The organism is Dorea sp. AM58-8 (assembly GCF_003464045.1).
GTDB classification, from domain to species: Bacteria; Bacillota; Clostridia; order Lachnospirales; family Lachnospiraceae; genus Claveliimonas; species Claveliimonas ammoniilytica.
Window position 1 is genome coordinate 158,968 of record NZ_QSDM01000003.1, and the last position, 25,054, is coordinate 184,021.

Annotated in this window: 28 protein-coding genes and 2 pseudogenes; 3 read left to right on the forward strand and 27 right to left on the reverse strand. The window is 35.5% G+C overall.

Going from position 1 to position 25,054, the window contains the following annotated elements; genetic code table 11:
* Positions 1-33: 33 nt before the first annotated feature.
* From DXA18_RS04020 to DXA18_RS04070, 11 genes are all read right to left on the reverse strand, one after another.
* The gene (locus DXA18_RS04020) at positions 34-420 is read right to left on the reverse strand and encodes a hypothetical protein (protein WP_147345567.1); all 387 of its coding nucleotides are present in this window, start codon (positions 418-420) and stop codon (positions 34-36) included.
* A gap of 113 nt (positions 421-533) precedes the next feature.
* On the reverse strand, positions 534-863 hold the full coding sequence (locus DXA18_RS04025; RefSeq protein WP_118382785.1) for a hypothetical protein: 330 nt from the start codon (positions 861-863) through the stop codon (positions 534-536).
* Between the two features lie 47 nt (positions 864-910).
* Entirely contained in the window at positions 911-1,804 is an 894-nt protein-coding gene (locus DXA18_RS04030; protein WP_118382786.1) for a hypothetical protein, read from the reverse strand.
* Positions 1,805-1,912: 108 nt separating this feature from the next.
* Positions 1,913-2,500 carry a hypothetical protein gene (locus DXA18_RS04035; RefSeq protein ID WP_147345568.1) on the reverse strand — a complete coding sequence of 196 codons (588 nt, stop codon included), beginning with the start codon at positions 2,498-2,500 and terminating at the stop codon, positions 1,913-1,915.
* Positions 2,497-3,441: a sugar kinase gene (locus DXA18_RS04040; RefSeq protein ID WP_118382788.1), complete on the reverse strand. Its 945-nt coding sequence runs from the start codon at positions 3,439-3,441 to the stop codon at positions 2,497-2,499. The genes DXA18_RS04035 and DXA18_RS04040 overlap by 4 nt, the downstream gene beginning before the upstream one ends.
* Before the next feature lie 55 nt (positions 3,442-3,496).
* Positions 3,497-4,141, reverse strand: a complete 645-nt coding sequence (locus DXA18_RS04045; RefSeq protein WP_118382789.1) for a hypothetical protein — start codon at positions 4,139-4,141, stop codon at positions 3,497-3,499.
* Complete coding sequence (locus DXA18_RS04050) at positions 4,141-4,455, reverse strand: hypothetical protein (RefSeq protein WP_118382790.1); 315 nt, start codon at positions 4,453-4,455, stop codon at positions 4,141-4,143. The genes DXA18_RS04045 and DXA18_RS04050 overlap by 1 nt, the downstream gene beginning before the upstream one ends.
* A gap of 168 nt (positions 4,456-4,623) precedes the next feature.
* A complete protein-coding gene (locus DXA18_RS04055; RefSeq protein WP_147345569.1) occupies positions 4,624-5,010 on the reverse strand; it encodes a hypothetical protein in 387 nt (128 codons plus the stop codon).
* Between the two features lie 322 nt (positions 5,011-5,332).
* Positions 5,333-6,073 (reverse strand): endonuclease/exonuclease/phosphatase family protein, encoded by a 741-nt coding sequence (locus DXA18_RS04060; protein WP_118382792.1) that lies wholly within the window; start codon positions 6,071-6,073, stop codon positions 5,333-5,335.
* A 3-nt stretch (positions 6,074-6,076) separates the two neighbouring features.
* Positions 6,077-7,294, reverse strand: a complete 1,218-nt coding sequence (locus DXA18_RS04065) for a helix-turn-helix transcriptional regulator (protein ID WP_118382793.1) — start codon at positions 7,292-7,294, stop codon at positions 6,077-6,079.
* Positions 7,295-7,385: 91 nt separating this feature from the next.
* Positions 7,386-7,871 (reverse strand): hypothetical protein, encoded by a 486-nt coding sequence (locus DXA18_RS04070; RefSeq protein WP_118382794.1) that lies wholly within the window; start codon positions 7,869-7,871, stop codon positions 7,386-7,388.
* Between the two features lie 191 nt (positions 7,872-8,062).
* Between DXA18_RS04070 and DXA18_RS04075 the strand changes: the two genes are divergently transcribed.
* Positions 8,063-8,254 carry a hypothetical protein gene (locus DXA18_RS04075; RefSeq protein WP_118382795.1) on the forward strand — a complete coding sequence of 64 codons (192 nt, stop codon included), beginning with the start codon at positions 8,063-8,065 and terminating at the stop codon, positions 8,252-8,254.
* A gap of 153 nt (positions 8,255-8,407) precedes the next feature.
* Here the strand turns inward: DXA18_RS04075 and DXA18_RS04080 are convergent.
* The 15 genes and pseudogenes from DXA18_RS04080 to DXA18_RS04160 form a co-directional block, all read right to left on the reverse strand.
* A pseudogene (locus tag DXA18_RS04080) lies at positions 8,408-8,683 on the reverse strand (IS3-like element ISRgn1 family transposase); the annotation flags it as partial.
* A gap of 206 nt (positions 8,684-8,889) precedes the next feature.
* Complete coding sequence (locus DXA18_RS04085; protein ID WP_118382796.1) at positions 8,890-9,645, reverse strand: nucleotidyltransferase domain-containing protein; 756 nt, start codon at positions 9,643-9,645, stop codon at positions 8,890-8,892.
* Positions 9,614-10,885 carry an RtcB family protein gene (locus DXA18_RS04090; RefSeq protein WP_118382837.1) on the reverse strand — a complete coding sequence of 424 codons (1,272 nt, stop codon included), beginning with the start codon at positions 10,883-10,885 and terminating at the stop codon, positions 9,614-9,616. Before DXA18_RS04090 ends, DXA18_RS04085 begins: the two co-directional genes overlap by 32 nt.
* A 76-nt stretch (positions 10,886-10,961) precedes the next feature.
* On the reverse strand, positions 10,962-11,873 hold the full coding sequence (locus tag DXA18_RS04095) for a WYL domain-containing protein (RefSeq protein WP_243007021.1): 912 nt from the start codon (positions 11,871-11,873) through the stop codon (positions 10,962-10,964).
* A gap of 2 nt (positions 11,874-11,875) precedes the next feature.
* The gene (locus DXA18_RS04100; protein WP_118382798.1) at positions 11,876-13,111 is read right to left on the reverse strand and encodes a WYL domain-containing protein; all 1,236 of its coding nucleotides are present in this window, start codon (positions 13,109-13,111) and stop codon (positions 11,876-11,878) included.
* Between the two features lie 287 nt (positions 13,112-13,398).
* The gene (locus DXA18_RS04105; protein ID WP_118382799.1) at positions 13,399-14,295 is read right to left on the reverse strand and encodes a nucleotidyl transferase AbiEii/AbiGii toxin family protein; all 897 of its coding nucleotides are present in this window, start codon (positions 14,293-14,295) and stop codon (positions 13,399-13,401) included.
* Positions 14,292-14,879, reverse strand: a complete 588-nt coding sequence (locus tag DXA18_RS04110) for a type IV toxin-antitoxin system AbiEi family antitoxin domain-containing protein (protein WP_118382800.1) — start codon at positions 14,877-14,879, stop codon at positions 14,292-14,294. Before DXA18_RS04110 ends, DXA18_RS04105 begins: the two co-directional genes overlap by 4 nt.
* A 302-nt stretch (positions 14,880-15,181) precedes the next feature.
* Positions 15,182-15,325: pseudogene (locus DXA18_RS04115) on the reverse strand (TfoX/Sxy family protein); the annotation flags it as partial.
* A 439-nt stretch (positions 15,326-15,764) separates the two neighbouring features.
* Positions 15,765-16,004: a hypothetical protein gene (locus DXA18_RS04125; protein ID WP_330424397.1), complete on the reverse strand. Its 240-nt coding sequence runs from the start codon at positions 16,002-16,004 to the stop codon at positions 15,765-15,767.
* A gap of 95 nt (positions 16,005-16,099) precedes the next feature.
* Positions 16,100-16,693, reverse strand: coding sequence for a TetR/AcrR family transcriptional regulator (locus tag DXA18_RS04130; protein ID WP_118382801.1), 594 nt, complete (start codon positions 16,691-16,693; stop codon positions 16,100-16,102).
* A 112-nt stretch (positions 16,694-16,805) separates the two neighbouring features.
* The gene (locus DXA18_RS04135) at positions 16,806-17,246 is read right to left on the reverse strand and encodes a zinc ribbon domain-containing protein (RefSeq protein WP_278337058.1); all 441 of its coding nucleotides are present in this window, start codon (positions 17,244-17,246) and stop codon (positions 16,806-16,808) included.
* A gap of 106 nt (positions 17,247-17,352) precedes the next feature.
* Positions 17,353-18,966 carry a recombinase family protein gene (locus DXA18_RS04140; protein WP_118377846.1) on the reverse strand — a complete coding sequence of 538 codons (1,614 nt, stop codon included), beginning with the start codon at positions 18,964-18,966 and terminating at the stop codon, positions 17,353-17,355.
* 111 nt (positions 18,967-19,077) lie between these two features.
* Complete coding sequence (locus DXA18_RS04145) at positions 19,078-19,350, reverse strand: hypothetical protein (RefSeq protein WP_006441074.1); 273 nt, start codon at positions 19,348-19,350, stop codon at positions 19,078-19,080.
* A gap of 993 nt (positions 19,351-20,343) precedes the next feature.
* On the reverse strand, positions 20,344-21,558 hold the full coding sequence (locus DXA18_RS04155) for an XRE family transcriptional regulator (protein ID WP_118377845.1): 1,215 nt from the start codon (positions 21,556-21,558) through the stop codon (positions 20,344-20,346).
* 413 nt (positions 21,559-21,971) lie between these two features.
* Positions 21,972-22,727, reverse strand: coding sequence for a hypothetical protein (locus DXA18_RS04160; RefSeq protein WP_040015611.1), 756 nt, complete (start codon positions 22,725-22,727; stop codon positions 21,972-21,974).
* Between the two features lie 600 nt (positions 22,728-23,327).
* Between DXA18_RS04160 and DXA18_RS04165 the strand changes: the two genes are divergently transcribed.
* The gene (locus DXA18_RS04165; protein WP_118382802.1) at positions 23,328-23,762 is read left to right on the forward strand and encodes an IS1 family transposase; all 435 of its coding nucleotides are present in this window, start codon (positions 23,328-23,330) and stop codon (positions 23,760-23,762) included.
* Between the two features lie 10 nt (positions 23,763-23,772).
* The gene (locus DXA18_RS04170; protein WP_118382803.1) at positions 23,773-24,327 is read left to right on the forward strand and encodes a transposase; all 555 of its coding nucleotides are present in this window, start codon (positions 23,773-23,775) and stop codon (positions 24,325-24,327) included.
* Between the two features lie 529 nt (positions 24,328-24,856).
* Here the strand turns inward: DXA18_RS04170 and DXA18_RS04180 are convergent.
* Positions 24,857-24,994: a helix-turn-helix domain-containing protein gene (locus tag DXA18_RS04180; protein ID WP_278337059.1), complete on the reverse strand. Its 138-nt coding sequence runs from the start codon at positions 24,992-24,994 to the stop codon at positions 24,857-24,859.
* Between the last annotated feature and the right edge of the window lie 60 nt (positions 24,995-25,054).

The window sequence follows — 25,054 nt, forward strand, 5'->3', positions numbered from 1 at the left end:
TTGTAGTCATTTTCTCCAAAATAAAGCAGGAACTTATCTTGTTGTCTCTATACATCTGATACCAGACTCTGTATAACTTAATTTTAAAAATAGCAATTCTGGGATTGTATGAAAATCATCATGCTTATATTGTTTTAATAATTTACATAATTGTCTTTTCAAAGAAATCCAGACAAAATCCGTAACAATATCATCCTCACAGATAGGCTTCAAACAAAAAACCGCACTAATCTCTTCATCATCCAGAGAATCCAAATTTTCCTCTTTAACTGTAATGCCTTTCAATGTATTATTTTGCAACTGGTACAATTTTTGCCTGAATTTCTCAATCTGTTTCGCCTTGTACACATCACATCCACTTACACAATTTATCACATCTGACAGATACTGCCCTTCCTGAAGTACTATATGCTTTGCCAAAGGACTGTTTTTCTGTTCCAATTCCTCTATTCTAAATTCCCATTGACCAATAAATATGTCCAGAAATCCTTCCGTATTTCCGCGATTTCTATATCTCTTTTCATACTCATCCTTTAAATTTTTTCCGGATATATAAGCGTATAAGGTATTTGATCTGCTTCTAAAAAATTCAATATCAAATCGATAGTCGGTATTACAATAGGTATTTCCGGACAATCATAAAGTAAATATTTTATCGCCCAATAATAATACAACACCCAGTGACTTCTAAGGATCAGCTCCTGATTGGCTTTTACCTGTTCCCCTTTTCTGTCGGATTCCATGCTCCCATATATTTCTGGAAGATTCGTGTATTTAAAAGGCATACAGATCAAATCTATTGTTTCCGGATGCTCTTGACAAAAGTAGCTCTTTCCTGTTCCTGCATAAGCTGCATATATCATGGTTATTTCCCCCCTCATAATGTAATTTTGCTTTCCAAAGGTTCTTTTTACAACTTTTTCTTTAAAGCCTCAATAATTTTATTTGTTCTATATTTTATAACCTCCTCTGATTTATCTAGAAAGTCTTCTAAAAGTTCAAGGTATTCATCTGCTTCATAATATGAAATTTCCGGATCCGTTCCATTAGGATCTGTTACTTTTAATCTTTCTTCTAATGGTGTTTTGAACAGTAACACTGGTTCGCCATTTTTAAAATACGGTTTCAAAAAAAACTGTTCTTCCCATTCTTTAATAGGCAAAAACGCTGGGTTATATTCTGGATTCATCTGAAGTTGCATCTCAAATCCACTTAAGTGAATATCTCCTCTCTCTACTTTCTGTTGGTATTTTGCAATTGATATTAAGAACCAATCAAAATAATCCCGCATTCCTTCGCATTCTTCTCTGTTGTAATATCCGGCTCTTGCTCCGTTAATACCGTTTCTCAGAGCTCCTCTATTAGGAATTAGAATAAAATTTCCTATACAATGATAAGATTTTGAGAACTTTCTTATCTTTGTCCATAGATGCGGATTTTCCTCTGCATGGTAAAACTTTGCTCGAAAGGCGAAACTCCTATCCTTTTTTCTATCTTCTTTGCCGAATAAAGAACCGAAAGAATTCATGGTATCACCTCTAAAAGCATGTTCGTTGTTCCAATTCCACACACCCATTTTTTCAAAAGTCAAATCATACAAATCGCCCCAAAGAATAATGTATATAGCTTGTGTGATAAGATACATATCTGGATCGATAATATCGCCAACATATGTTGTTAAATCTGTAAAATCAAAATCTCTTAACTTCTCAATATCTCCATCTAAGATATCTCTCACAAAATTTTTAAAAATTTCTATACTCTTCTTATAATCATTAGTACTTTTGTAATCTCTTTTATTCATATTTTTTATCATTCCTTTCGCTTCGCTCAAGACATAAACAAGTTATAAAAATCTTGTACCTCTATTTTTTGCTTTATAGTTTTTTTCAACACCTTCTAACATATTCAATCATCCCATCAATTGGATAAACTTATACTGGATATACTTATGAAAATCCAAATAACTAATCTCTGGTCCATGTTCAAATATAATAGAATATTCTTTAATCGTAAAACTATCAAAACTGCACTCAGGGTAATATTCAAGTACTCTATGAAAATCATACTCTTTCCTGTCTGCTGTCGTTTCTATCACCAAGCAGTACTCCTTGGTATGATAGGCTGAAATGAATTTGATTGGTTTTATGTCCGGGGAATTTTCTTCCGGTCTCTTTAATCTCCAGACGAATCTATCATCATGAACCCCCACAGGTAAATTCTTGCTGTCGTCTCGACGATATGCACTCCTTTCCAGACAAATATCCACAACTTCGCCTTCATAGGGATACAAACAACAAAAAGGAACCTCTATTGTTAACCCATTTTCCTTATTTATGGCTATAAAAACCAAATCTTTAACTAAAATATCACTTGTTGCATCATATACTTCTGAATTCAATATATATCCACTCCTCTCGCTATTTCTGATAAAACACTGAATTAATAATGCATATGCATCATCTTGCATATATTGGATTAAGGATCGGTCTGCCATCACATCACCAGACATCCTTCCGTTTTCGACATTCCAATACTTACTTCTACTCCAGAATTAAACTCAATTGCGTCTTCCTCCATTCCATCAGAGAAGATCACTCCTTTTTCAGACATTTTAGATAATACTCGAAACGGATCTCCTTTACTAATCGTTCCGAATACAACAGTGGCCTCTGTTGTATTTGAAGGAAATGGCTCTCTAACAACAAAACTTAGCTTTTTCTCATCCCATCCAATTTTTTCATAATCATCACTACCAGCATAACCAAACAATCCACATGCGGCCTTTGCCTGCGCCATCACCGACTTGTACCATCCGGTCTGTCCGATTCCTGTAGAGACTATAATACCAGATGAAGACTGGGATTCTGTTACGATTCCTCTCAAAGTATGGCGTGTGGTTAAGTCATATCGTGCCGATGTATGAGATTTTGGACCGATAAAGAAATCATTTACAGCAAGCATTTCCTGTCCATCATTGGTTACAGCTTTTGCCATGGTAACATTTCTCACATCACAGTCACCCATTATCGTTTGAGGAATAATTTTCTCCAATTCTCCCTCTTCAAATGGAAGAAGCACCCCATCCCATCTTGCAGGATCCGGATTAACTCCGATTAACTTTTGTCCACTCAAATACTTCATTGTATTGCATACCAGACCATCTCGTCCGACAGCAATAACGATATCGTCTTTTCCAAATAACATATTGGGAAGAAATTCCCGGTCAACTACTGTAAGCTTTGCATACTTATCAGCAATTTGTTTCACATCAGCAAGAGCCTTTTGATACGTCTCATCTTCCAATATATAATCGGAAAAGTCTGCTCCCATATGCTCTATATAAAACTTTGCCTGAGCTTTTGTATTATACTTGTACAAGAGCTCTTGAAGGCGGCTCTTCTGCGTCACAAGTACAATCTTGTTTGCATTTCTATCCATTTCCCTTCCTCCATTACCTTGCGGTTTCCTGTTTGAAACCGCAAGGATTATGTGTTTAATTTCGTGTCGTAACACCTACAGATGTCAACGTCTCCAGCAGATCGGGCGAGATATTCAGATTTCCGATTTTATCCGTGTTTTCTGCAAGACTGTTAAACGCCTTTGCGATCAGTGTTTTGCTGTCCATACCGGATAAAAGAATGGAAAGAAGAACATCCTTATCCACTGATTCCATCGCTTTAAGCATGACTTCATTGGCGTATGCCCTGATGTCCGCTTTCTCCTTTGTAACCTTACTTTCAAGTTCAACTTCTTCCAATGCATTTTTTTGCTTTAGCATATTACTTTCATGCTCTTTCTCCGCAACCTTTATTTCTGTATTCAGCTCATTTTCCTTAATAATTCGTTCCTGCTCGATTGCTGCATTTCTTCTCTTATAAATCGCATCATCCTGTTGTTGAAGAATCTGTTCTCTTGTGGCCGATTCCAAGGCTCTTTTTGTTTCCAATGAAGGAGAAACAGCCAAAATTGATACTGTTACTACATCCAATCCTAACTCTTTAATAGCTTCGTTAGATGTCATTTCTTCAGATAGAAATGCCGCTAATTCTTCTTGAGCCTGAATTACCGTCTTCACATCTCTTGCGTTTACAAATTTAGAAGCAGATGTCTTTGCCAGATTTGTTATTCGCTTTCCCATCACCTGCTTTGCTTCGACTTTTTCTCTTCATATCCTGCTTCACCTGTGTACGAAAAATCAATCATTCCGGCCACTTTTTCGTAATCACGAATAATATAGGAAATATCTCCCTGTATATTGATTCCCTGAAAATCAGATGTCAGCACATCATCAAAAGCAAAGAATGTGTCAAATGACACTGTAGGAACCACTGACATTCCTGTGTTAAGCGTGTTACAAAAAAATGATAATCCAACTCCCTGCTTTATAACTCTCCCATTCTTCATCACAAGCACATACTCATTTGGTTGAAATTTGTAATGTTTAAATCCCATCTTGTCTCCTTATTGTTTCTGATTTACTACTTTCCTATATCTGGCGGATCAAAGCTTCGTTATCTGATGTCAGGAATGCATCTCCAATAGCTCTTTCTGCCTTTTATGTTGAGATTTTACAATATTGATTAGCTTTTAAATCCGCACAAATCGATTCTTTCGAAAAAATCATCCTAAAAGATAAGCTTTTAATTCGTTTACAGCAAAATGGTCTATTTTTTCATCCAGCTCCTGAAGTCTTTCTAAGAACTGACTCATCAGCTTATTAAACGCTGCATCTGTTTTTATGTTCATCACACCATTCTCATATTCTGCTTCTTCTTCGGTAAAAGCTGGATATTCCGCTTCAAACACATATTCCTCAACGACATTGTCCATAAACTGCAATATCGCATTAAATATTGTCTCCGGAAGAACCAGTTTCTTTCTTTCTATCACAGCTCTGATTCTGTAGTATGCATCTTCATTTTCTATATCCATCTCACTCACATATTTTTTTAACGCTTCATAAATATCCATAATCTGCTGTTTCTGAAATTCACTTACTTTATCCATTCTCTTATCCTCCGTTTTTTCTTCCTCTATCTTTATCTCCATTAAGTTCGTTTTTCTCGACTATGCTTTTCAATATCTCTCTGAATTTCCAATTGTCAAAAACTACCATTTCGTTATCCTCTCTTTCTTGATCTTGATTCTATTATATTCTACTTATAAGCTTTCAGCGGAGGAGAAAAAGGAGGGCAAATTCTCCTCTTTGATAGCAACCTCTTGAATTAGGTGATTTCCGTCCGCTATGTTATATTTATACATGATTTGATTGTGTATAAACCTGCATAACTTCCTGTTTTCAGAAAAAAAGAGAGCCGTCTGGCTCTCTTTAAATATCTATATCAATAATCAATGGTTCATGATCTGATAATCCCTTTCCTTCTTCAAATATTTTATAACTCTTGACTCTATCTTTTAAATCATTTCTAACTAAAATATAATCAATATGAGATAAGTCCTTAAAAGTTGGTTTCGACTTTGCATCTCCGTCTGGTTCACAATATCCTAACTTCATCAGCTCTTGAAGTTTCCTAAACTGTTCTATCTCTTTCCCATCTTTGTCATATTTACTGTCAGTATTAAAATCTCCACATATAGCAACTGGATTATGTTTTTCACAAAAATCAATTAGTCTATTCCATAGTTTTGTCACATCTTCTTTATCTGAATTTTTTTCTTGTCTATGTAAATCCGGAATATGTACACCAACAAGTATAACGTCATTTTTTTCTACGACTATTATCCGATTTGTATAGTCACGTGATTTGTTAAAAAAATCAGATGTTTTATCTTTCCATTTATCTTTTGAAATAGCCACGGTATGCATATTTGCATCTTTCATATTGCATATTGGCTTAAATCCCTCTCCAGTAATCATAGAGCATTTCCTGAAATCTGGTATCTCTTGCAAAAATACAATTGAATCATCTTTTTGCAAAAAATCCTGTACTTTTTTTTCTATCTGCTGTTTTACATCGTCTTGAATATCTGTCTCTAAATACGCTCCATCATGTTTACCTGAATGTTTGCCATTTCTGAACCAATCCACATTCCATGTCATTATCTTCATTTACTAATCCTCCTCGTACTTTTCAAATGCCTTCCTTAGCATCTCTTTTATATGATTCCTATAAGACTTATCACCCTTCTTTTCTGTATCAAGCACTTCTACGCAACCAGAATACTGTAACACCCAGAAAGTGAAGCTGTTAAGGTTTACCTTTAGCTCAATGTCATAATACTTACGTTCGTCCGCATCATATCCTACAACCTTAAAGCGATCTGAAAACCAATCCACAACCTGTGTGAATTGATCTGCATCTATACGTATTCTTACTCTCTCGACCTTACCTGTGAACATATACGGATTTTCCATTCTATATTCAAATAAATCATTTAATTCTAAAAGTCCAACCTCCTCTTTTGTAATAGCTTTCGCTCGATTAATTGTAACGTCTGTCATCAAATCAATTCGATACAGCTTATATTTCAAGTCTGTACGTCTTTCCGTTTCTAGATCAGCTCCCAACATATAGTAGCGTCCATTAGAAAATATAATGTCAAATGGTGAACAAATCCTATGTACATCCTCTTTATACTTCTCCGGTGTCTCTGGCAGCACTTTTCCATGTCTTCCATATGGTACCAGCCTTACCTTCTGGTTTCCATAATCATACACGCACAGATTAAATTTTATCTTTTTCCCCTGCTTAATCGCCTGTCTGATTAACCGGACTTGCTGTAAGACGCGACTTTCTATATAACCGACTTTTTCATCTATATCATCATCTCCAACAAAATACGGCTGATTTCCCATACGTTGACGATAATTCGTCAAATCAGAAAATCTCTTGCCAACCAGAAATGTAATCCTATTTGCAAGATTATCTGCCTCTTTCTTAGTTAAAATTTTGCTATTAAGTACTGAATCCATCAGAAACATCCATTCAGTCTCAGATAGTGTTTCCATCATCCAGTATCCGATTGTCCTTCCTTCCTGACCTTTTTTAATAAATATAATTTCTCGCTCAGTCACTTGACATTCTCTTATAATTTCGTCGCATTCTTCTTCCGTTTCATAGACTCTTGCACCCATTCTATATGCAAAACCATCAATTGCGTCGCGCTTTATTTTAGGTTCATTTTCTTCATCTACATATCCCATCTCTATTACATGTTTGATAATCTCTTTTTTTCCTATTGGGTCTTCTCTACTTGCATATTCTCTCAAAATCTCACGAATAATATCATCATTACTTCGTTCTCCAAATTCTTTTTCTGGTCGTGTCATAAACTCGCACCTCCTTCTTTAATAATAAAACCTGCTTCTCCTCAATCATTCTATAGCAAACTAACATCCGAATGCGCTTTAGTAAAGCTCATTATTGTCGAATAAATGGAAGCATCAATTCTTTTAGCTTATTGATAGTATTACTTCTGTGAATAGAATTATAGTTTGATGGTTTAAATAGAAGATTTGTAATAGCAACTATTAATTCCGCTTCGGTAATTTCCTTTGTAGAATTTATATCTTTTTTCATATTTATTAACTGAGTTTGAAATAAAGTATGGTTGTAAATAGCGTCCGATAAGCAATGACTTTCTTCATTAAGCCTAATTAATTCTCGACTAAAAGCAGATAAACTCCTGGTAGGAGAAGGTAATATGGAATCAGAAGATAGAATTAATTCAATTTGATTTGACTCTATTTTCTGAATTGTTATCTTTTTCCCTGAACGCGAAAACGTAATACCGTTATTACAGTTTTGTGCTGCAATAGTAAAAATATGGTACTTTTCTTCTAATTTACAATAATTAGGAGTTACTTTGCGGTTAGCTGGTGTAAGAACAAATGTATAATTTTCCATGTTTAAATAAAATCCTTTTCTAAGAACCACACTAATTTAAATACTATAATGCGTTTTCAATCTTAAAACCATTATACAGCAATCTAACCGTAATGTAAACAATAAAATTCATTATAACTAGTTATTAGTATTCTGTTGACTTCTGTTTCATCTTATGATATAGTCATCTTACAGAAAGGAGGTTGTTTAGTGTGAACGAATTTATACACCATTTCATGGAGATAGACGGCACACCCATGCAAAGAACATCTGCACAATGTATGGAGTTTCTCCAAAACAAACTTGGCTACAGTTTTGAAGTAGCTAGAGGGGTACTTGGATTAGCCGTAGCCAAAAGTTATATCCATGTCACTAATACCTTCCCTTACAAAACATATAATTAATGTCCTATCGACCGAGAACTGGCTTGATTGCAATGAGTCGAGACACAAAAAATGCAGATAACCTTCAAAAAACCATGGTCATCTGCATTTTTACATAAAAGTCACTACTCAATTTTTAATTTTTCTACAATTCTCAGATAAAATCTGTTATCACTTCACATTCTCTGCTGTTATGTGTTTATCGGTAATGCTGGCAATAACACTTCTATCATGCGGATCAATGATTGTACAGTCATAACGCTTGCTACCATCCGTTAAAAATAAATAGGTAAAATCAGTGCACCATTTCTGGTTTATGGATTCTGCCTTAAAATCCTGACGGAGCTTATTTTCAAATACTTTGTGAAGAGCGCCATATTCATAGTCTGGCTTGCGTTTCCTTGTAATTGAAAATAACTGAAGCTCAGTATTCATGTACTTATGGACAGTTGCACAAGGCGCACTACAATAATAGTCCCAAATGGGCACATTCACCATTTAAGCCTATATATTTATATGTATTCAGATAAGAGAGTTAAAAACAGCTGTCTAGACTGTATGTTTTTACCGTAGAATTGATCTTGTGAAAACTAAAATCGTTTTTTCTTTGCTGATATTTTGAGACTATGCTACTCCTTTCATTTTATAAACTACGTCTACTTCATTAGTTCTCGCAAAAACAATTGATTCAACTCATTCCAATCTGGTGTATGACTATCATCCAGTAATCTCACTGCACTTTTGATACTCGGAATACTTGTATCAAGATATTCATTTATTTCCGTAATTCTTTTAATTAATTTTACTTCGGATGAGTTCATCTTTAATTCCAGCAATTGATTTACTGGATTGATTAATTCTATCGGCAGTTCTTCTTTTATCAACTCCGAAAACAACATAGGCGGAGGCGTACCTCGGTCCAAGATCCATCGGCACGCCAGTACCGGACGTAAGACATAGAAATATTTTTTTGCTCTGACGATCTCACCTTGCAGATATTCCCGATAATTTCCTTCTGCCATACTAATATAATGATACAACGTCTTCTTTGATGAAAAATAATGCATCATCAACTCACGAAACTTGTCGGCAAATTCTGTTGTCTGATAAACAATTGGTGAAGAAAACCACTCAAATAATGTTGGATTTGACTTATGCAATAATCTTAATGTCTTTTGCAAATCCCATCCGTTAATATCCAAAACATCATCGATTGGCAGTTCAATCACATCTCGAACTGCATCCAGTCTCAGATAATCCTCTGGCCTTCTGATATAAACAAATCGCACATCATAGTCACTGTCCGGAGAGGCAAATCCCCATGCTCGACTTCCCGATTCAACAGCTAAAAGTATTTTTATATTTTCCGCTTCTTCAATTCTACGAAGCTGCTCCTGTATCTTTTCTCTCATTTGTGTCACCTCTCTTTTTCCAAGGCACCTCACTATCAGAAGCTTTGAAATTATATACTGGTTTCATAATATCGATAATCTCTACAGAATCTCTGATCACATCAATGATATCCGCAAGCGATTTATATGCCATTGGTGCCTCATCTAATGTATCCGCATTCACCGAGGTAGAATAAATACCTTGCATGGATGCTTTGTATTCCTCCAAATCAATGGACTGTTTTGCTTTTGTTCTGGACATGATTCTACCAGCTCCATGTGGTGCTGAATTATTCCATTCCACATTTCCTTTGCCAACAGCAAGAACAGAACCATCTCTCATATTAATCGGAATCAATACTTTTTCACCGGCATGTGCGGCAATGGCACCCTTTCTAAGAATCATCTCATTGACATCTATATAATTATGAATGGTGTGAAAAGCTTCTGTTCGCGTCATTTTGGTTCTTTCAATAATAATTTCCGCCATGCGCTCTCTGCTCCTTCTTGCAAAGCGTTGGCAAATTTCAACATCATGCAGATAATCATCCATAAATGACCCGTAAAGCCAGCAGATATCGTTTGGAGCATCCAACTCCTGGATTTCATAATTCTTTTTTAAGTGCTTCAATGCCTCCTGGATTTCTGCCCTTCTCCCCTGCTCTTTGTAAGTACGAATAATCTCATCTCGTTTTTTAAAATACTCTTCTTTTCCCGTATGTAAATCAATCGCCAGCTGTTGGTAAATCTCAGCTACCTGTTTTCCTAAATTCCTGCTTCCTGAATGAATGACCAGATAATATGTACCATTCTTTGCCCGATCAACCTCGATAAAGTGGTTTCCTCCTCCCAGTGTTCCAAGTGATCTTTCCAATCTCTTTGCATCTTTCAAAGATCGATAACACTTAAGCTGCGTTAAATCAAAACGCTCCATTCTTCCTTCCCATACATTCATTCCCGAAGGGATATAATGACATGCTTCATCTATTTTTTCAAAATCTATTACCTGATCCTGCAGCTTTACAGTATACATTCCACAGCCTATATCGACTCCTACAATATTAGGACAAATCTTATCTGTGATTGTCATGGTCGTCCCAATTGTACAACCTTTTCCGGCATGGACATCCGGCATAATCCGCACCTTACTTCCCCTTGTCAGATCATAATCACACATTCTTCTAATCTGCTCGATTGCTTCATCTTCAATCACCTTTGCATAGCAAATCGCTGTTGTAACTTTTCCCTTTATTTCAAACATATCATTCACATCCTTTCTCATAATCCAAGTTTATCTCTTCTGATTCTTTTTATCATGGAAAAAAAGTTGCGAACTTTTACAGCCCACAACTTTTTTGATCTGACAATCTGCCCTTTATTAAATTAATAAATGCCACAGGCTTTACAACATGAAGCATTGGTCCAAACGAAAGAACACGAATTAAAATCTCTGTTTCGTCCTCTTTGTCATAGTACAACGTAACCTGATACTTTCGCTCATCTATTTTCTCGACTTGTTTTTCTAAATGTGCGAAGTGCATCAGAACACGTTCCAACGCATTACGCTCATCAATCAGTTCAAATATCACTTTACGTGGTCGCGGCTGATTTCTTTTCCCAACTTTTCCGCCTTGTTGATTCTCACACTTTTCACAAGAAGTGATTCTTCCAAGATTGATCGTATTTCCCAGTTTGCTTCCTGTTCCAATTAACCGGAATTTATCATCTTTCTCGGAATATTCCAGATATTCAGGAATCGTTCTGGTTGTTATTCGTTTTCCATGACGATTTGTAATGCTGATTTGTATCGGATATTGATGCTTGATCGCATCCAATATCAACCGAAAGTTCTGAATATATTCTGGATTCTCATACGGATCACCATCTGAATACTTATCAAAGACATAAATATCTTCCGGAAGAAATAACGGTTCAACATCCGAAAATACAACTGGCTGATCCGTAAACAAACGTATTCTCGGATCTAATGCGATTGCATTAATCCAGCGTTTCTGCAAAATTGTGAGTGGCATCGTTGGATTCTTTCTGAGAATGGTTGTTCCATCTTCTTTCAACAATTGCCAATGTGCCATTCCCAAAGACTTCGGAATATTCAATATACTTTCTTCAAATGCATAATCCTGAATGATTGCACTGATTTCTTCAGTCGTAAGCGAATGCTCTACCGCTTCTGCCAAAATTTTTGCAACAGTTTGAAAATATGTGCTGTAAATTTCATGAAACAGCATAATCATTCCTCTCCTTTCAATCCATACATTTCATACATCACCTGCAAGTCTTCTTTAAACTGTGTTTCCAACGCCTTATTAGAAATTGAAATATCTGTGATTCGGCAGATAAACGTACGTATCCATGGAATCAATTCGCTTGCATCATAAACATCAGCAGAAAATCGACATGTATGCTCATCCATATACTCCAACTGACCAATTCGTTTCTCCCTCTCCAATCGCCTTGGTATATGCTGTTCTTCATCATCATATTGAACTGTAAATTCAATATGTTCTATTCGATTTCCTGATCGACTGTCTGTAGCGACTCCCCACATATGTTGCTGCATTTTACTCAGTTTATCTCTTAATTCATCAAACCGATCTGCAACCTCACCATTTTTAACAGTAACAATATTATCAAGACGATACGCTGTTATTCGTTTAAAATATGGAGTATAGGCCATCATATACTGCCTCCCATTCTGTACACTGATCATCACTCGAAGAGGAACAACATTCGTTTCCGTAATACGATCTTTTTTACGATTAATCATCTCAACTGTTATATTTCTTTTTTCATGAATTGCTTCCAGTATCGTGCACAAAACTTCGCTGTCCATTGCACTGGTTATATAATGATGTTTGAATACAAAATGATCAGCGATATCATTTGTTTTATCTTCCAAAAAAGATCCAAGCACACCACATGGTGCGGTTTCTGAAAAGAAATCCAAAACATCCCTACTTGGTATTTCAAGTTCTTCTGCGCGACGGTATAACATTGTCTTACCGTTCTTTCTTGTTAGCAGCACTCCTTCTTTTACATATTCGTTGAGTTTTTTTCTAATCGTAGAAGCATCAAATACTCTTGCATGTCCAAAAACAGCCAGATATTCGTCCACCTGATATGCGATATCCCCAAGCGATAGTTCTTGTCCCTCAGAAAGAATATCCATAACAATAAAATGAAGGGTAATATCTCCATCTGTAAAACTCTTTGTCTTCCATGCCTTATAAAGTGGATTGTGTCTGGTTACTCTGCTATCAATTGACAAAAATACATTCTTGCCATCAGCAGTCTGATGGAATTTCATATAGTCACCAAGCCAGCTCTCTATCCGGCGTTTTTCGTCATCATAAGACCTGGCACTTTTTTTCGTATAATCATCCCGGCTCTTGAAACCATAGACATAAAAATCCCGCATGTAATCACGTATCTTATTAAAATTTTTGATTAATTCGCTGTATGCCATGGTTTCTCCTCCTTAACTTTTCCAGATTGTATTGATTCAAAATACTTTGGCACTATATCTATTTATAAAACACGTCATTGAAGAATTGTTTCTCTTTCAGCATCTCCAGAAGATACATGGTAAGCACGTCCATTATTCCTTCCACATACTTGGTATTTCAGACTTTGTAAGCCTTTGTAAATTTTAGCTTTCTAGCACAATCTGGTTTATTTTCACATAATATCATCCGCAAAAGATGTAAAAACGGGTTACTTTTTCGCATGATTTCTATTGCTAATTTTATGTATTCACATCCAGCTTTTTGTTTCTTTGCTCCATGTCTGCTCGAAGGAATTATTGTTATGAATTGAATCCACAATGGGCAATAATAATTCTTTTAATAGTTGCATAGTTTCTTCAAATTCCACTTTCACCAGTGCTTTCTTCTTTTTGATAAAGGCTCTCCATCTCCCCTGCCTAATCTCATCCTTGGTAAAATCATCATTAAAGGCTACAATATCGTCAAAACTGGTTCCTCGATGAGTAAATGTCTCTACAATCGCCTTCATTAATTCCATACCATCAAGATCATAGCTGTCGGCCAAAACATAAATATCATAGAAATCCTTATATCTGCCATTTGCAAGCCCAAGTGAAACAAATGCTTCAAATTTTTCTGCTATGACAGAATAAATCGAATAAGCATATATCTCCGGAGCTTCCATGTCCAGCAGAACCGGAAACTCCATTTTCATTCTTTCGGGATATACCACATCACCAAAACCAATATCTATTGATACCGGGACCTTGGTTCTGTCCAGATATCCCATAATAGATACATTCACACCATGATACTCCTTAAATTCAGTTATATTAATAACCTCAAGCGTATTCAGATCAAAACGTAACGCATCATCACATTCTATAGAAAAAATGTCATTAAACACATTTGTCATTTCTTCGTCATTATTCGGAATACGCTGTGCCAAAAGATCAATATCCATCGTTGCACGGGCATACTCTCCATCAAAAAGTGCATATAAGAATATTCCACCCTTTAGTGTAAATTTTTCTGCATATTTCGAAACAGATAATCTATATATCGTCCTCTCCAAACCATATGTGACTAGATTATCCTGCATAGTCTTTCCATCTTCTATCGCCTTTTTCTTTAATCTCTCCTTTACCGATATAGCATTTGTCATACCAGCACCTCCAGATACTTTTTCATTACATCTCCACATTTAAGTAGTTCCGCATATCTGATTAGCCTGTTTAGATTACGGTCACTCCGATTCAAATAGGTTGTAAGAACTTCTTTGGTTTCCTCAATTCCAATTTTTTCCCTGTAGAAAACAATATCGACAACAGTTTTTTCAATATCATATATACGAAATCTATTATTTCCATCCTCTACGGTCACGATACCAACATCAAATCTGTTATCTGTAAAATAGCATACATTCAGTTCCGGCCAATCTGGTAGTGTTGATACCTTTGCTTTTCTCGGTATCGCTACATCAATGGCATCTGGACGATAAGTAGACAGATTATAATACACAGCTGCACTTAGAAGACAAACCACTCCGCCTGGTACAAATGCATAGGCATAGTAGAAATCCGATTCCTCACCTTCAAAATTTACATTTTCATAATATTTTTTATTTAGTTTTATTAGGATTCCCTTATCTACCATCTGATTAATTTTATAATATGAAAAACCTTTATCTTTCAGCTCTTGAACTGAAAAAATCATTTGGTCATTTGGAATCTGTACTATATTTGTCATATTGCTCACCTCAATTCCAGTATATCCAAATCCATAGAAATAATTCAAATATTTTTCGGCATTTTATTCTTTCGCCGAATTTCATTTAAATTATAATAATCATTTCACGTCCTGTCAATAGATTTTCAGTGAGCTACCTCTATAGCGGTTTTATGTTCGCAGGAACACAACAGCGCATTACATTACTCATCTATCCAGCTATTCTTTCTCAATATCCGTGCCGGGGCATACAAAATCATATAAAGAAATTTTGCATTTTGAGAAATTTGCAACTTTAGCAAAAACTTTGAATTGTTGTTTGATTTATGAACCGGCAATTCATCGTACGTTGCATTAAAGAGTCCAGCCAGATATTCTTTACTGTCAACGTCTTCTACTAACAGCATCTCTTTTGCCCCTTCATACGGTAATTCATAAATCGCAGTTGCCATATAAGAAACTGCAGAAGTTCTTGCGATCTCCATAACTACAATCTTTAGCATCACTCCGCCGGACATCACATAAAACCATATCTCACGCATATGCTGTGACTTTGCAATTGGTGTTGCTATTGCTGCAATAATTATGATTGCAGCTCCGATACATCCGACGATGTTTGGAACGCTCACAAGTGAAAATATTCCAGGATTACAGCTTCCGTCTATCGTATACTGAATTGTTTTATCCAGTCCGTCTCTTGCGGCTGCAAAGCAGCATATAACAAGACCATATACCAAAACAAACAGACTCCTTCTGCCCAAGTAATTAATGTTGCTTCTGCTACTGATTGAATATACAACAAACCCGACCAGCGATAAAATCATAAGTGTAGTAACTGTTGTTACCATATTTCCAAAATAAAGTTTCATCTGTTTTTTCTCCTGTTAATACACACTTTTATACCACTCAGTAACTGCCTTCAAATTCTGTAAAGATACTCGTTTTCTCATCTTTGCCATTTTCATTAAGAAGCAGCACAAAATCCAATTCTGGAACAAATGCCGGATCATTTCGGAGCTGATGCAATACATAATGTTCAAGGCATCCTGGACGATACTCATTCCAAAAACTTTCTCTTACCAAATTTTCTACTTTCTGTTGTTCTTCCTTTTTCTCTAAACGAATCATAATATTACTTTTTTCCATTTCTTTTATGTCCTCTCTTAAAAATAAAAACCGATAATCCTGATTTTTCATTATCAGAATTAACGGCTCTGCGTCTTAAGCGTCTGGCTCTTATATTACTGTTTCATTTCTTCTACAATTTTATCTAACATATGTTCAAACTGACATTTTACTTTCGCCTTATCTGCTGATCCATCATACATGCTATAATAGAAAAACATATTTGCATAAAATTTAACTGCATTCTCCTCTGGATTTTTTATTTCCATATTTTCGAACAGATCTTTCACGTATTCTGTCGGTCCGGATACCAGATATTGCTGATATAAATTCTGCATTTCTTCACTGCGAAACTGCTCTATTGTCAGCATTTTCCGAAATGATGATGCAAAATCATCCACTGTCCAGTATTCAAACATAGACTTGCTGTATTCCACAAAATCATCCAATGATACGTTCTGGTATTCTTCCGGTGTCTTTTCAATACTCTCTTCTGGCACTTCATTCTCTCTGGCCTGCTCACCGTCCTGCTGCTCCATACGCTGCACAATACAGTCAAAAATATCTCTTTTGCTTTTGTAATGACGATACAATGCCCCTTTTGTCATATCAAGCTCTCCTGCTATCTGGCTGACTGAGACAGCCTCATAACCATCTCTGGCAAATAGATGCAGTGCCACAATCAATATCTCTTCTTTTCTATTACTCAAGCTGATAACCTCCAACCCAAAAAATAAACGACCGTTTACATCTTTATAATAGTAAACGGTCGTTTATTTGTCAAGACTTTTCTTTTTTACTTACATTATCTCTTTTTATAAATCAACAACTCTGGATTTTCACCTTTTGTCCATTCGGCAGAGTATATTCCAGATTCACATATTTTCCCACAAGTGCATTTAGTTTGTCTACCCTTGGAAGTCCGTCTATATGCAGATCATTAATTTCATTTATCAATTGCATTTTAAACTCTTCAAACTGCCCATTGTCACTAAGTTCCCCATACCTTTTCCAGTAATCTAACTTTGGAAGCATTTCTTTCAAATAAGAGCGTGCCTGTTCTTCGGTAAAGTTTTCATTTACCATGTTCTTTACACACACATCAATCAATTCATCCATATCATTATATGTGTATGTTCCATCTGCATAGCACCATTTACAATACTCCTCATTTAATGTGCCATCTTTATCACGTCCCAATATGGAATCATCATCAATTGGCATCCCGCAGCACTGGCAGATCAGCTTTCTTGGTTCTCCCAAAAGCGTATTGATCGAGACATCAAATTCTTTCGATAAGAGCTTCAATGTATCAGTATTCGGAATGGTATCTCCGCTTTCCCTTAGTTAAAGATATGAACCCTATTTATCAGTCTACTTTTCCAATAAATCGGTAGTATATCTCTATTTCCTGTATTCTTTCGTTCTCCTCATTCGTTGTTGCTTCGTGAATGAGTATTTTTTCTATCATTGCATTTAATAACGGTGCTGTCAGTTCCTTTGGTACGGAATACTCCTTGATTAACTCAATCCACTTTTCAGCACCTATCATATCCTGTTCCATTTTACTTAATTCTTCTCTTAGGTTGGTTATCTGCTGTTCCAGTTCTATCTGTTCTTTTTGATATTTCCCCGACAGCATGATGAAGTTTCGTTCCGTTATCTTCTCACAGGCTCTATCTTCATACATTTTCGTAAACAAGCGGTCAATCTCATTTTGTCGGTTCTCGGCTTTCTTCAAGGCACTTGCCTTTTTCTTCTTTTCCCGTATTCGCTCTGCATTCCCAGCCTTTTGTATCTTATTCAACACCTTTTCTTCGTCTTGCTGTACTGCCTTAGCCCAATACTGCAATCGTTCCAATACGGCTTGATACAACACATCATAACGGATATAGTGCATAGAACAAGTACCTTTGCCAAACTGTCCGTAGTAACTGCAAGCATAATAACTGTATGGCGTTTTATTTGCCTTATTTGTCGCAAACCGCATAGACCAGCCACAATCCGCACACTTGACAAGCCCTGCAAATATCGGCGTTGCTTTTTCCTTTGTCTGTCTACGCCTTAGTTTTATCTGTTCCTGCACACGATAGAACACTTCTTTGTCAATAATCGGTTCGTGGGTATTTTCTACTCGAAACCATTCACTTTCGGGCTTACGCACTTTTTTCTTGCTCTTGAATGAAACTGTTGATTGTCGATTATGAACGCTGTTTCCTATATAGACTTCACTTTTTAATATTGCTTTAACATGAGCAATCGTCCACTCATAACGCTTACTTTCGGGCTTTCCCTCAAAGATATGAGCAAAAGTACCGTACCTTGTAAAATTCAACCAAGACGCGGTCGGGACTTTTTCTTCTCGCAGTATTTTTGTGATTTTTGCACTACCGTAACCTTGATAGGCTAGAGAGAAGATTTTTTCAACAATCCATTTTGTTTCCTCATCAACCAACAGTTTCCCTTTGATGTCGGGGTGTTTCTTATATCCTAACGGAGCATAAGCCCCATAATACGCACCCTCTGCAAATTTTGTCTTAAACGCTGATTTCACTTTACGGCTCGTATCTCTTGCTACCCATTCATTGATGATGTTCTTAAATGGTGCAATCTCACTTTCGCCTTTTTCGCTGTCCACACCGTCGTCAATCGCTATGTAACGGACATTATGGCTAGGAAAATACAATTCTGTATATTGTCCTGTCATAATATAGTTTCTACCAAGTCGTGATAAGTCTTTTGTTACAACACAGTTGATTTTTCCTGCCTCTATATCCTCAATCATTCTTTGAAAGCTCGGTCTTTCAAAATTTGTTCCCGACCAGCCGTCATCAATATATTCATCAATCACATTCAAATGATGTTCTTTTGCATATAGACGCAACATACTTCTTTGTGTGGTAATGCTGGAACTTTCGCCTTGTAATTCATCATCTCGGCTCAACCTAAGATAAAGTGCAGTATTGTAAATCTGTTGTTTCATTGTCAGTTATCCTCCTTTATAACTAACCCATGTTTACAATACCTGCTTGCAAGTAAAGTATAACATGGGTTATTTTTCACATTCAATCTATTTCTTACAACTGCACCGAATTTATGCGATTGTCTGCTTTGCTTTCTCAAGCATAACATCAGTCAGAAGTTCTTCCATTGTCTTTCCCTTTTCAGAAAAATGCTCTTTTACAACAATCTTTGTCTTTCCTCTGTTTCCAATGCCACACTTGTTATTTTTCTTTTGAATTGTTTTTACAGCATTATCAATAACACATACCCCCTTTCTGTAAAAATAGTTTCTAAGCAATTCAACGGCTTTTGTCATAGCCCACAGGACTTCCACCTCTGCATTATCCAATGTAGCCGTACCCATTGCGTGCGACGCTCTTAACGCTCAAGCTGAGGCTGTACGGGAGTATCATTATCAGACAGAACAGGTCATGGCGATAAAAGAGGACAAGTCTTTTACAAGAACACAGATAGGTTATCGCTCACTTTTGCAGGAGAAAGGTCATGGCGTATCTGTTTCAATGGCTCGCTGTCTGTCAAACGTATTGAATTGCTTTATTCAGTTGTCAAAGAGCGATTGAAAGAAGAAAATCATCTTTCCTATATACCGCGTTGGAAAAGAGGAGAAATGTAACTAAAATTCAAAACTTTTTCCCTTTTTCACTACTATCTGTACAGCAAACGTCCATTTGCTAAGTTGAAATAGAAAAATTTTAACTTCTTTTCATGCACCATATAGGGATAGAAAATGTCATTTTGCTAAGTTGATGATGAAAAAAGAATATTTTCCTTTTCACACCCTAACTACCCAAAAGATACTGTTACTGCCAACAATAGAATGAACTATTTTCTTCACTCCATATCAGGACAGAAAAGCGTTATTTGTATCACATTTCTTAAACTTTTTTCTTTCTACGCCATATAGGGAACGGAAACCTTAAATTGTTAAGTTGAGGATAAAATAATTTTCTCTTTCCACATCAACACTCAACAGCTAATGCCTGTTTGAATACAAATCAAGAAATAAAGTGTGATTTCCTCTTTCTGCATAATACTGTCCGCTTAACTCGATTTTCCGACATTTTTTTCAAAACTTTTTTCGTCTTTCACTTCATATAGGGACAGCAAGCCAAAATTTAATGACCTATTTTCAAAAAAAGTTTAGATTTCCTCAACTTCACACCATATAAGGAATAGAAACCTTGTTTTGTTGCAGATTTTTCAAAATAATTTCAATTTCTTTTTAATTTTCATATCTGCACATCAAATAAAATTTTCATGCTCTCAAGTTAGATTTCCTGTTCTCGCACCATATCTGTACGAAAGTTGATGTTTTGTTGCAGATATTTTGAAGAAATTAAAAAATACCGTCATTCTCTTGTGGGACAGCGGTATCTATGCGTTCTTCTATGGTTGATTTTTCTAATTGTAATAAGTGTTTATGCTTATCTTTGAGTTCTGTCTGCTCAATCATATCTTTCAGTATCGTTGTATGATTTTCTCTGTCTAATGCTTGTACCATTTTTATGGTTGGTGCAACCTGTCTTTGTAACCAATGCAAAGCCTTTTGTAAAGTATAAGGTTCTGGCTTTGTAGTTAATCGTATCGGCTCTCTGTTTTCCCCTACAAACCATGCCCAATCATCATTTGTTTTCCATTGACTTTTGGGTTTATCATCTTCTCTATCTACAAAGCGGACATAATGATTGATGATAGAAAAAGCGGTGCGTTCAGCGTCCCGATAGGTCAGTAAATCTGCAACCGCATAATAGGCTCGTTCATTCTTCATGCGTATTTCAAAACGGTTCTTGATTTCTGTATCTTCAACTTCTGTGCCATTCTTGACATACTGCTCATAATTCTTCTGATAAGCACACATATATAACTCACTACTGGTTGAACCGAGATATAATGTTTCTCCTGTATTCTTTGGCAAATCGCTACCGCATTTTTCCGTACCGCTGTAATCTTTCTGCTTACGGAAGTAGGAGATACATTCACCTGCCTTGTATTTTTCTTTTAATTTGGGAATATCCAATATTCCTGCTTTATCATTGATTGCTAAATCAAGACGTTTCATCACACCGCCTGCCGTCATACAATCAAGTATGAAGTCATACCACGAGCGTTCCTGTGCCAATAGATAACTTTCCATTTGCCGACACCCTCTGCCTTTTAGTTCTAACAAAACACCTAAATGCTCTTGCATGGAACACATGATATTGATGTCGCCTAAAATATATTTACTTTCATATCCGTATTTTCCATAATCTTCATAAAGCATATAATCGGCTTTTAGTTGTAATACATCACGGATAATTGCCAATGCGTCCGTAGTAGGAAAACGGACACGGAAGTAATCAATCAACAGAAATAGTGGTTCTTGCGGATTGAAACGCTCAATCTGTTTTTCTATGACTTCTTTTAATTCGTCATTCAATGACTGTTTCCCTTTTTCAATGCGGTTGTAATATTCACGGCTGATACCACAAGCAACAGCAAGCCTTGTTTGTGTTACTCCGTATTCCTCACGCTTTTGTCTTAATTCTTCAATAAAGTTTTTATCATTCATTCTAAAATTCCTCCAATCAAAAAAGCAACTACCGTATTTGATAATTGCCTATACTTAAATTTCTGCAAAAGAAAAAGACAATCAATTTCTCGTTTGAAATCAACTGTCTTTCCTATGTCTTATTCAATTTTCCCAAGTGATAATGGAATAATTTATATCACACTATGTAAAATGCGGTTTCGCCTTGTAAATACAGCGTTTTCCGCTTGTTAATGTATATTGTCTCTTGTTTTTTGTGCCCCCCTTGTTAGATAACGGGGGCTTAATCTTCGCTCGCCACAGGCTCGCTCACAGACGAAGTAAACCAGCCACTTGCAAGACATGGCAGAAAAATCTGAAAGATTTTCCTGCCACCGTGTCTGGATCACTCCGTCTGCCTAACTAATAATATAGTATTATGTAAAAATGTCATTTTATTTAGGTACATCTACCGAATAGCTTAAACAGTCACCTCTTTTGTTACTTTGTAAGTCATTGTAATACCATAGATACATGACTCTGTCATATACATTGATTTCAATTACACCGTCCGGTTTTTGTCCTTCTACTTCCAATGAATAGATTTCTTTATCATGTGCATAGCCGTAAACAAAACGCTTGCTTGGATAATCGGGGTTTAAGTCTTGTTGGAAATCACTTAATTTCAAAGAAGAGTGAATAAGCTCTGTAATATCATCTAACAAAATTCTATCTCGTTTCGTTGTAACCGGTGTAGCATTTATAAATGCGTATTGTGTATGCCCATTCTGTATCTGCTTTTTACAACGAGCCATTACTAAGCCTTGAATATCATCGTTATCATTTCCAGCCCGATAGAAAATCGTATCATATTTTTTGCCTTGCCATATATGCAAGGTTTCATCAACATGATTAAGAAAATCAGCAGGAACCGAAAGTTCCTCATTTTCAGCATTCAAAGTGGAAAGTTGAATAGCTTCTTCAATCGTGTCATAATATACAAGCTTGGCATTATTTTTATCATAATCATTTATCGTAAATTCCACGTATTCATTATCTTTATTTTCTTCTTCCGGAACATAAGTATAACGACCATTTTCAATATGGTCATCATATTCAACATCAACAAATAACCCAATCCCTATCAGAGCTACAAAAATCAAAGAAATCGCTCCAATTATGATTAACATTATTTTCAAAAATTTTTTCATGGCATACACTTCCTTAATCACTTCAAGTTTATCTATTATTATTTATCATATTATATCATTAGAAAATTGAGTAGTCATCACTTTTCTAGTATCTGTCAGAATATTTTTTATTCCATAAATTATCAAGAGTGTAAACATTGCTACGCAACAAGCTCTTGACAATTCATGTCCTAAAAAATGATTAATAATCAAGCAGAAAAAGAATAGTTATACTGTATTACAGCAACAAAAAAGACATCTCATATTCTGTATGAAATGCCAATTTTGCCTTTATTTATGCTGTTTTCTCTGTCGTATCAAGGTTCTTTCATTCGTAGTAAATTAGTGGTAAAATTCTTTTATTTTTTGTTTCATATTGCTTAAAATCCCTGTGTTTATGCGGATAATTCGATTTTTACTCTTTTTTATATTAAAATACTACTTTATTCTTGCAACAATATCACTTTTTTATGATGTCCAAAATACAACAATACAGCAAATTTATCTTCTCCATAATTAATTGGCTTAACAGATACATTGGTGACATGTTAATATATTCGACATTAATAATGTCTATTTAAGATTTATTGTATAGGTGTAAACGAAAGAGAGACTACACTTATGACAAGAACTTCAAAATATTTAAACCAAGATACTATCGCTGCTTTACAATCTTTTCAAATCGAAAAGATTGATCGTGAAATCACGGATTATTTAGATACAAACAATAAAATGAATACGTATCATTTTGAATACTGTCCTAAATGTGGATGTTATCATCCTCATTTAATTAAGAGTGGTTTTGCCAACTCTGGTAAACAAATGCTTCGTTGTAAATCATGCGGAAAACGTTTTGTTGTAGACCGCGGTCAGCTTACTTTTTATTCTCACCAAGACCAATCCAAATGGAATGAACTTATCATGGATACATTGAATGGTGTATCTCTTAAAGAAACGGCTGCTAAAATCAATGTAAATGAACGCAATGTTTTTAATATGCGTCATAAACTATTGGTTAGTCTAGGCACTGAGGAACGTCCCATACACAGTAGGTAATGAAGTTGAGATGGATGAAAAGTATACTCCATACAATCATAAAGGAACTAAGATTAATGGAGTAGAACCTAAACATCGTGGAACACCTGCTACAAAAAGAGGATTATCTAATCAGCAGGTGTGTATCATCACTGCAATTCAGAGATTCGGTCATACAATTGCTAGAACATTAAATTATGGCAAGCCATCATCCATAGATCTATTAAGATTTGGTGAATGTCTTGAATCAAAATCTTTTGTAATGCTAGATGGTTCTAACAGTTACAACGAACTTTTAGAAAGTAAGAACTGTACTAAGAAAGTGTTAATCAGTCATGAGTCGTATGATAAATTCAATCATTTAAATACAGTGAACAGTTTCCACAAATTGATTGAAGAAAAGTTGCAAAAATATAAAGGGGTAGCATCAAAATATATAAATCGGTACAATGCTCTTTTTGTCATGCAAAGAGAAACACAAGGAATGGATAATACAGAAAAGCTACAGTACGTACTACTTAGATTGAAAAACATCTATAAGATCACTCGCTTAAAGGATTTGAAGAATGAATGGTTATTCGCATAAGTGATAAAAAGTAGAATTATAGCAATGTCACCAAATTGCTAGTTAAGCCAATTAATTTTGTTTCTTCTATAATCACTAACAAGTTCACCTTCAAAAAATTCATTTTCAATTACATATGCCCCTTTAGTTTTTCCTCCCTTGCATTTTTCGATATATACCATTGATTTATACCAGCAGCATCTTTTCCCTTGCATATATCCTTCAATTTCATAACAAAGCAACCATAATCCTCTACATATAGAATACACTAAAACTATGATGGATATTATTTTAATTATATTTTCAAATAGATTGTTTTTTTAATCTGAAAAATAATTATCAGCAAAGATATCAATATCGGTACTGTTAAAACATCTATAAAAATTTGTTGTTTTATTTCTTTTAACCATTGCTTTAAATATTTTGTCTTTTCTAGCGAATTCAATAATATAGATGAATTCTCATACAATCTCTCTAATACTTTCAGTCATAGTATAATCTTCTCCTATTTATTTTAAACTTTTGCAAGCAGGTAAACACAGGTTATTCCTTAATATCCTTTTGTTTGGGAAACTCCATTTTCCCAACGTGATACTGCCTGCCTTGTTACCATGATTTTATCTGCCAGCTCGTCCTGTGACATTCCTCTTTCAGTACGAAGTTTCAAAATAATATTTTTCGTTTCCATAGTCGTCACCTCCGTTATCTTTATCATATCGATAAATCCGAAGTCTGAAAAGCAACCTGC